At 63.0% G+C, this 8906-nt stretch carries 9 protein-coding genes; 4 read left to right on the forward strand and 5 right to left on the reverse strand.

Annotated elements, in window-relative coordinates:
* The first annotated feature begins 75 nt into the window (after positions 1–75).
* The 3 genes from B0G38_RS17430 to B0G38_RS17440 all read left to right on the forward strand — a co-directional run bounded on the left by B0G38_RS17430 (position 76) and on the right by B0G38_RS17440 (position 2509).
* Positions 76–600, forward strand: a complete 525-nt coding sequence (locus tag B0G38_RS17430; RefSeq protein WP_264670583.1) for an oxygenase MpaB family protein — start codon at positions 76–78, stop codon at positions 598–600.
* Positions 601–925: 325 nt separating this feature from the next.
* A complete protein-coding gene (locus B0G38_RS17435; RefSeq protein WP_264670584.1) occupies positions 926–1393 on the forward strand; it encodes a DUF3237 domain-containing protein in 468 nt (155 codons plus the stop codon).
* 63 nt (positions 1394–1456) lie between these two features.
* The gene (locus tag B0G38_RS17440) at positions 1457–2509 is read left to right on the forward strand and encodes an alpha/beta hydrolase (RefSeq protein WP_264670585.1); all 1053 of its coding nucleotides are present in this window, start codon (positions 1457–1459) and stop codon (positions 2507–2509) included.
* Between the two features lie 22 nt (positions 2510–2531).
* Here B0G38_RS17440 and B0G38_RS17445 read toward each other — a convergent pair whose 3' ends face one another.
* From B0G38_RS17445 to B0G38_RS17465, 5 genes are all read right to left on the reverse strand, one after another.
* On the reverse strand, positions 2532–2918 hold the full coding sequence (locus B0G38_RS17445) for an RNA-binding S4 domain-containing protein (protein WP_264670586.1): 387 nt from the start codon (positions 2916–2918) through the stop codon (positions 2532–2534).
* Between the two features lie 124 nt (positions 2919–3042).
* Positions 3043–4449 carry an NAD-dependent succinate-semialdehyde dehydrogenase gene (locus B0G38_RS17450; RefSeq protein ID WP_264670587.1) on the reverse strand — a complete coding sequence of 469 codons (1407 nt, stop codon included), beginning with the start codon at positions 4447–4449 and terminating at the stop codon, positions 3043–3045.
* 136 nt (positions 4450–4585) lie between these two features.
* The gene (locus B0G38_RS17455) at positions 4586–5404 is read right to left on the reverse strand and encodes an IclR family transcriptional regulator (RefSeq protein WP_264670588.1); all 819 of its coding nucleotides are present in this window, start codon (positions 5402–5404) and stop codon (positions 4586–4588) included.
* A gap of 131 nt (positions 5405–5535) precedes the next feature.
* Positions 5536–5931, reverse strand: a complete 396-nt coding sequence (locus B0G38_RS17460; RefSeq protein ID WP_264670589.1) for a universal stress protein — start codon at positions 5929–5931, stop codon at positions 5536–5538.
* Positions 5932–5963: 32 nt separating this feature from the next.
* Positions 5964–6914 carry a 2-hydroxyacid dehydrogenase gene (locus B0G38_RS17465; RefSeq protein WP_264670590.1) on the reverse strand — a complete coding sequence of 317 codons (951 nt, stop codon included), beginning with the start codon at positions 6912–6914 and terminating at the stop codon, positions 5964–5966.
* 294 nt (positions 6915–7208) lie between these two features.
* On the opposite strand from B0G38_RS17465, the gene B0G38_RS17470 reads away from it, so the two are divergent.
* Entirely contained in the window at positions 7209–8780 is a 1572-nt protein-coding gene (locus B0G38_RS17470) for an ABC transporter substrate-binding protein (protein ID WP_264670591.1), read from the forward strand.
* Positions 8781–8906: the final 126 nt, after the last annotated feature.

The raw sequence follows: 8906 nt of genomic DNA on the forward strand, positions 1-8906 counted from the left end.
GCCATACGGCTGCTGAAGCGGTGGGCCAAGCACCGCGGCCTGGCAGATTTCAATACAATCTGGAGGTTTCCGGTCATGAGCGAGGAGGCGCCCAAGTTCTCTGCGATGTTTGCGCGTTACTGCGATGTGTATGGCCGACGAAGTACCACCTCTGACGAGCGTGAAGCGGCAACGGTGTTCTATACGGAGCTGGCCGAAAGAATGCGCATCAGCCATGCTTTCACTTCCTATGACGCTGCTGCCGATTTTCTGGATGATTATGAAAGGCGATTTTCTGCCCCGACGTCAGCGGGTAAGGATTTGATGGCCTCGACGATGAGTCTGTTTCGGGAGCGCCTTCCACGCCCAGCGGCACCCCTGGCAGCACCCGTTTTGTCGGTGTTGTTCAATGACCGTCACCTGAGCCAGTCACTCGGGCTTCCAATCCCGAACCAAGTGATCAGGGCAGGCGTGCACCTTGGCTTGCGGCTTCGAGCCGCTCAGCTTCGTCGGCGTCGGCCGCGGACCCGGTCCCGGTTCAACCCCGGCAAAGCAGGTAGCCGCATGTATCCGGGAGGCTACGCGCTTGACGAACTAGGGTCCCTCAACCGCGGCAACTGAAAGCAATGACTTCCGACTCGCTAAGCAGGCCGGGCTAAGAAGCAGCTGCAGCCCCCTCCGCCAAAACAATGTCCTCTGCTACGAGTTCGCACACGTCGTGCCGGCCACGTGCAAACAGACATTACTTCGGCGCCGCCACTGCACGCGATTAAAGAGAAAGGCGCCGGCCGGTCTGGAGGTTGGGGGAAAACTCCGACCGGCCGACGCCGCATCACTCGCACCTTTATGAGGTGTTTTCACACTAAAGCTCGAAGTTGTTCATTGACCGGGAGCAACCTGTGTATTGCCTGAGTATCCCTTTGCGGCCTTGGTATCGTCTCTTTCCATGACCACTCCCCAGAAACCCGGCCTGACCTTCCTTGCCACTATCGACGTCGCCGTCGGCCATCCGATCGAAGTCGGCGAAACTGCCGAGGGGCACCGGCGGATCATCCCCATCATCGGCGGCACGGTCCAGGGCCCGGCGCTGAACGGCAAGGTGCTTCCGGCCGGCGCCGACTTCCAGATCCTGAAGTCCGAGACGGTCACCGAACTGCAGGCGCAATACGCCATCGAGACTAACGACGGCGACCGCATCTACGTCTCGAACTTCGGCTTGCGCTCGGGCTCGGCGGAAGACATTGCCGCTCTGGTTAGGGGCGATTCGGTGCCGCCGGAGCGGATCTATTTCCGCTGCAGCCCGCGGCTGAGCTCGGCCGGGGAACGCTGGGCGTGGCTTGGGTCGAAGATCATCGTCGGCACGGGGGAGCGGCATCCGGAAGCCGTCCGCCTGCATCTTTTTGTGCTGGAGTAGCCGGGGCATTATCCGCCCGTTACAAGAGCTATCCGGCGGGCCGGGCCTCGTTCATAATGAAGCATGAGCGCCGACGAACTCTCCCTCGAGGCGGCCGTAGCCCAGCGGATACCGCCAGGTTTACGGGTTCTCGCCGTCGTGGCCGGTGTCCTGGGCGCACTGGTGGTATCGCTGTTTTCCTGGAGCCTGGTCAGTCCCAAACCCGCGGTGCTGCTGATCCGGGCCATGTTCGACCGGAACTGGCACCGGGTCTCGCGCGAGATGGCCAAGCACGTGCCGGAGAGCATTTCGGAAGTCCTTCACGAGCAGTACCTGGACAGTAGCGACAGCGCCTACCTGGACGTTTACTATCCGGATCGTGCCGACACAGCCCGGGGCCTGCCGACCATTGTCTGGCTTCACGGCGGGGCATGGGTTTCCGGGAGCAAAGAGGACGTGGCCAACTACCTGCGGATTCTCGCTTCCTACGGTTTCACCACCGTGGGTGTCGGCTATTCTCTGGCGCAGGCGCAGAAATACCCCGAACCCGTCCGCCAAGCAGCTGCCGCCCTGACCTATCTGCAGCAACATGCAGAACGGCTGCGGGTGGACGCGGAACGGCTGGTGCTCGCCGGCGACTCCGCCGGAGCCCAGATTGCCGCGCAGCTAGCGCTGCTGATTACCGATGCCGACTACGCGGCGAAACTGGGCATCCCCGCCCCCATCCGGCTGGCGGAACTTCGTGCGGTGCTGCTGCATTGCGGCGGGTTCGATCTGTCCATCAAGAGCGCCAAGGGCGGCATGGGCAACGGCTTCCTGCGGACGGTGATGTGGGCCTACACCGGTTCCAGGAACTACCTGGCCATGCCGCAGGTGGACCTCGCGTCCATCACCGGACGGGTGGGAGCGGACTTCCCGCCCGCGTTTGTAACCGCCGGCAACGCGGACCCACTGCTGCCGCATTCCCTCGCTCTTGCCGAAGCGCTCAGCGACCAAGGAGCCGACATCGAGACGTTGTTTTTCCCCGCCGGGTACGAGCCGGCACTCGGCCACGAATACCAGTTCAAGCTGGACAGCAGGGCCGCACAGCTCGTCCTGTCCCGGAGTGTGGATTTCCTGCGGCGCAAGACGCTCTGAGGTGGATCGTGTGTCGCGGCGCTCAGCCGCGGGGGCCGCGGAGCCGCTCCAGCTCGCGGCGATCCTTCTTAGTCGGCCGGCCGGTGCCGCGGTCGCGCTGCGGGATGCCGAGCGACGGCGTGGGCGGCCGCTCCGGCGTGTGGTCGGTATAGCAGTGCGAAGCGGCTTCGGCCCCGACACGCTTGGCGATCAGCTGCCGGACTTCGAGAATGCGCTCGTAGCCCGGCTGGCGCACGCGGAGGGTATCGCCGGGCACCACTGCCTGCGAGGCCTTGGCCGGATTCCCGTTCAGCCGCACATGCCCGGCCCGGCAAGCAGCCGTGGCGGCGGAGCGGGTTTTGTAGGCGCGGATGGCCCACAGCCAGGCGTCGATGCGTACTGACTTCGGACTGCTTGTCGGGATGCTCATGATGATCACTCAGTTTATCGGACGCAGAAAACGCCGGAAGCAGCAACGTACGACGCCGGCACTTGGGTGAGTTTTTCGGCCCACCCTTGTGCCGGCGTCGTACACTATTTGCCTGTTGACGGTGTCAGTCGGCGATGTAGAAGAGCCGCTTGTTGACGAATTCATCCATGCCGAGCGGGCCGAGTTCGCGGCCGAAGCCGGAGCGCTTGACGCCGCCGAACGGAATGTCCGCACCCTCGCCGACGCCGTTGACGTTGGCCATGCCGACCTCCAGGCGCTGGGCTATCCTGCGGGCGCGTTCCTCATCGGTGGAGAAGACCGCACCGCCGAGGCCGTAGTCGGTGTCGTTGGCCAGGGCGATGGCCTCCTCGTCGCTGGAGACCTTGTAGACCACGGCGACCGGGCCGAAGAGCTCTTCCTTGTAGGCGCGCATTTCCTTGGTCACACCGGTCAGCACCGTGGGAGCAAGGTAGGACCCCGGGCCGTCCACCAGCTTGCCGCCGGCGTGGACCGTAGCGCCCTTGTTCACCGCATCCTTCAACTGCTCAGCGAGGCCTTCCGCTGCGGCGCGGGACGAAAGCGGGCCGAAGGTGTTCTCGGCGCCCTCGGCCGGGTTGCCGGGCTTCATGTTCTTGGCGCGCTCGGTCAGTTCGGCGACGAAGTCGTCATAGATGTCCTCCATGACAATCATGCGCTTGTTCGAGTTGCAGGCCTGGCCGGTGTTTTCCATCCGGGTATCCCACGCCTGAGCCGCGGCCGCCTTGATGTCGGCCGAGTCCAGGACCACGTACGGGTCCGAGCCGCCGAGTTCGAGGACGGCTTTCTTGAGGTTGCGGCCGGCGATCTCGCCGATGGCCGAACCCGCTCGCTCTGAACCGGTCAGGGAGACGCCCTGGATGCGCGGGTCGGCAATGATTTCCGCAACCTGGTCATGCGTGGCGAAGACGTTGACGTAGGCGCCCTTGGGCAGACCGGCGTCGTCCATGATCTTCTGGATGGCCAGTGCGGACTTCGGGCAGTTCTCCGCGTGCTTGAGGACGATGGTGTTGCCGAGCATCAGGTTCGGCGCGGCAAAGCGGGCCACCTGGTAGTACGGGTAGTTCCACGGCATGATGCCCAGCAGCGGCCCGACCGGGAGCTTCTGGATCATGGCGCGGCCACCGCCGATGGCCTTGATCTCCTGGTCCGCCGCGAGGCTCGGGCCCTCGGTGGCGAAGTAGCTGAAGATGTCCGTACAGAACTCGGCCTCGTCCTTGGACTCGCCGATGGGCTTGCCCATTTCTTCGGTAATGATGGCGGCCAGCTCGTCGGCGCGTTCAGTGAACAGCTCCGCGATGCGGGATACCACCTTGGCACGCTCGGTGATCGGCACGTCCTTCCAGGACTGGAAGGCTTCCTGGGCTGCCGCGAGTGCGTCCTGGATATCCGCGTCGGTGGCAGTGGGGAATTCTTCAACCACCTCACCGGTGGCCGGATTCAGCACCCGGTAAGCGGTCTTCGTGGATGAGGCGGTGTTGGTCGTAGCTGTCACGGCCAGGGCTCCTATCTGATCAACGGCACGCCGGAAACCACATTATTTCCGGCCATGCTGTAATCATGTCGCGAAAGGCCGGTTTTGTGAAACCGGTCACGGTGCTGCGTCCTGTCGGGCCGGGCAAGCTGACGAGTTAGCCGAGCAGGCCGTCTAGACTGCGGACGATTTTTCGCATGATTGTCGCAGTCGCAATGAGCTCATTCACGAGTTCCTGCTCCCGGCGAGGGCTCAGGCGCTCCAGCGGTACGGAACAGCTCAAAGCGTCACCGCCACCGTCATCCAGGTTGAGGGCTACCCCGAAGCACCGCAGGCCCAGGGTGTTCTCTTCGTTGTCGACGGCGTAGCCCCGCTTCCTGCTGGCCTCCAGATCTGCCTTGAGCCTTCGACGCGACGTGATGGTGTGCGGGGTCAAGGGCAGCAACTTCTCCGGCAAGTGTGCTTCCAGCTCGGGGCCGATGTTTGCCAGCACGGCTTTGCCGAGCGATGTCGCATAGGCGGGAAGCCGACGGCCGACGCGGTTGGATTTCCGTTCGTAAGCGGGGGATTCCTGAGTGGCGAGATAGACCATGTCGGAGCTGTCCAGCCTGCCGTAGTGCACGGTCTCGCCGAGGCGTTTGCCGAGCTCTTCGAGGTGCGGCTGCACGATTCGCAACAGCGGATCCGTATCCAGATAGGTGGTGCCGGCGAGGAGCGCCCTAATACCGATGCTGTACATCGATCGGGTCGGATCCGTACGGACCCAACCCAGGTCAGTGAGAGTGCGCAGGAGCGCGTAGATGCTGCTGCGCGGGGCGGACAGCTGCTCGCACAGTTCCCGGATGGTCACTGGCTGGTTGCGCCGTGCAGCGAGGAACTCAAGAACTTCCACGGTTCGTGCCGCAGACTTCACTTCACGAATGCCGCTGAGGGGCGCCGTGCCCGCCTGGACTGGTGCTGCCGAAGGTGCGCTCATGCGGGCTCCTTCCCGTGAAGATGAACCGTTGACGACACTTTAGCGGAAAGGGTTGGTCTGGCGCATCCGTCTTCATATGCGGACGGACCAGGAGGGACGGAAGCTGTCGGGCGGGTCCGGAAGAGCCTTCGTCAGCCGCGCGGGCCGACTGGAGGTTTGACCGCGTGGACGGGGCACCCGGCTTCGAGAATGACTCGCTGGGCTGTGCTGCCAAGGATCAGCTTGCCCACCCGGGAACGGCGGCGGACACCGATAACGACCAGATCGACGTCGTCTTCAAAGGAGACGTCAACGATGAGGTCGCCCGGATCGTCGTCGCCCTCCATGTCCCGGACCGCTGCCTGTACGCCAAGGTCCGCGGCTCGCTTCAGGGCTACCGCCAGTTCTGCCTGGGCGGCCGGCGTATTCTCGGCTTGAGCGGGGCCGAGGATCCTCAGATTGGTGCCGCGGAGGGCAGCCTCATCAATTGCACTCTGCAGGGCAATGCGTCCTTCGTCGGTGGGAACGAAGCCAACGGCAACACTCATGTCTACTCCTGTTTGCTGGTGGATGCGGGAGGTTATTGGACGGGAGTTTCCAAGGTGCCGTCGTCCAGGAAGCGCTTGAGGTTAGCCAGCGTCAGTTGTGCCATGTCGGCGCGGGTTTCATGGGTGCCGCTGCCCAAATGCGGGAGGACGACAACGTTGTCCAGCCCCAGTAGCTCCACGGGGACCTTGGGCTCTTCGGCGAAGACATCGAGTCCGGCGCCGGCCAGTTTTCCCTTGACCAATGCGGCGACGAGGGCGGTCTCGTCGACCACGCTACCGCGGGCGATGTTGATCAGGTATCCATCGCGGCCCAGGGCTTCGATAACGTCTGCGTTGATCAGTCCGGCGGAGTCGGGCCCGCCCGCGGCCGCCACGATGAGGACATCGGAGTTCCGGGCGAGATCAATGAGCGAGTCCCGGTATTCGTACGGGACGCCGTCGACGGGACGGCGGTTGTGGTACGAGACGAGGCAATCGAAGCCTTCCAGCCGGCGCGCGATGACTTTGCCGATGCGGCCGAGGCCGACAATGCCGACGCGCTTCCCGCTGGCTTTGGTTGCCAGTGGGAAGTTGCCCTTGCTTAGCCAATCGCCTCGCCGGACATAGCGGTCCGCGGTGCTGATCCTGCGGAGGACATCCAGATAAAGTGCGAGGGCGGTATCGGCGACGCAGTCATTGAGAACGTCCGGGGTGTTGCTGACGGCGATCCCGCGCTCGGCGGCCTGGGCCACATCGGTGGTGTCATAGCCGACGCCGAAGTTCACCACGGCGCGCAGGTTCGGCAGTTGTTGCATGAGTTCAGTGCCTACACCGAATCGTCCCGATGTCACGGCGACGCCGAATTCAGCGCCTCTTGCTGCAAGGAACGTTGCACGTTCATCTGCGTTGTCCGGCAGGCGTACGGCCCCGTACTCGGTGGTGATCGAATCCTGAACGGCGGGCATCAAGGGACCTACCTGCAGCACTGCTTTGGTTGTCGTCATGAGTTGGACAGTAACGATGCGGATCGATGCGCGTCCAACTCGGAAATTGCATGGATCAATACGCTGGGCGCATTGATGGGGGCACTGACGCAAAAATCCCCGGAATCGTGCGGGACAGTGGGCTGGATCACAGGCAGTGTCAAGGCTGGGTGCCGTTTTGACGACCGTTCACAGAAAAATTGCTTCTTGACGGGTGGCGCTTGGAGCCACAAGCTGATGATCACCAGCACAGACGTGAGCTTCATACGTAGACAACGAACCGAGTGCAGTGCTTAGACCCGAAGGAATCCAATGATGTCTTCTTCACCATCCGCCAAACGGCAGCTCAGGCTGCAGATACCCGTCGTCGTTGCCGGGTCCGCTTTGCTTCTGAGCGGCTGCTCCGTAGCCAACTCAGAGGACGCCGCCGGTGCTACCGCCGGCGCCGCGTCGGACACCCTCCGCGTGGTCCTGCAGCAGGAGCCGCCCACTTTGGAGGCTTGCGAAGCAAACCTGACCTCGACCGGCGTAGTTGTACGGTCCAACGTCACCCAGCCCCTTATCGAGCGCAATCCGACTACCGGCGAACTCGAGCCGCTGCTGGCAACCGAGTGGGAAGCGACTTCGGACACCGAATGGACCCTGAAGCTTCGCGATGATGTGAAGTTCCAGGACGGGACCGACTTCAATGCGGAAGCGGCCGCGTACACGATTGACCGCGCTGTTAACTCCGACCTCGGCTGCAACGTCGAAGGGTACGTCTTCGGGGACACCGATCTCGAGGTCGAGGCAGTAGACGCTACAACACTGACCGTCACGACGCCGGAGCCGGACCCCATTCTTCCGCTGCGGTTGTCCTTCCTCGAAGTAGTGCCGACTTCCACCAGCGACACTGAGAAAGTCCGGGAACCGGTCGGCACCGGTCCCTACAAGATCGAGCAGTGGGATGCCGGCCAAAAGATCACGCTGAGCGCCTGGGACGGTTACTGGGGCGAGGCGCCCGCCTTCCCCAAGGCGGAGTACCAGTGGCGTGGCGAGGGCACTGTCCGCGCGGCCATGGTAACGAGCGGCGAAGCCGACATTGCCATGGGCTTGGGACCGGATGACGGCGCCGGAGATCTCGGCGTGAATTACCCGAATAACGAGACGATCGGTCTGCGGCTCAGTGGCGATACGGCACCGCTCGATGATATCCGTGTCCGCCAGGCCATCAACTACGCCATCGACAAGGAAGGCATCGTCGCCAGCCTGTACCAGAACAAGGACAAGGTTGCAGCGCAACTTATCCCTGAAGGGGTCGTGGGACATAACGCATCGTTGGAGGCCTGGCCTTTCGATCTTGAGAAGGCTAAGGCGCTTGTCGCAGAAGCCAAGGCTGACGGAGTGCCGGTCGATACTAAGATCACCTTGGTAGCCCGCAACGCGCAGTTCCCCAAGGTCACCGAGCTGTCGCAGGTGTTGCAGGAACAGCTGGCCCAGGCAGGCCTGAACGTTGAGCTGAAGATGACCGAAACGTCGCAGCACCTGCAGTACCAGATCCGGCCATTCGTTGAGGATCAGGGTCCGATCGCGCTGCTGATCCAGCACGGCAACCAAGCCGGTGACGCCGCCTTCACCGTTGAGCAGTACATGCTTAGCGACGGCGCCCAAAGCTCGTTCGGAACGGATGAGTTCGACCAGCGGCTGCTTGAAGCAGGTAAGACTTCCGGCGCTGACCGGCAGCAGGCCTACGAAGATATCTTCACTTACCAGAATGAGAACGTGGTGCAGTTCGCGACCATCGCACATCAGACAGGCATCCTGGGCAAGTCCGTAGCCATCAACTACACGCCGAACTCATCCTCGGGCGACGAGTTGCGCCTGACCGAGATGACACCGGCGAGCTGAAAACGACAGCAGGGAAACGAGGAACGAAACCATGCTGGTCTACCTGAGAAAGCGAATCCTCTCCAGCGCGTTGCCGTTGGTGGCTGTGATCGTGGGGGTGTTCGCGCTTGCCCGATTGACCGGTAA

Source organism: Crystallibacter permensis (assembly GCF_025960875.1).
Taxonomy (GTDB): Bacteria; Actinomycetota; Actinomycetes; order Actinomycetales; family Micrococcaceae; genus Crystallibacter; species Crystallibacter permensis.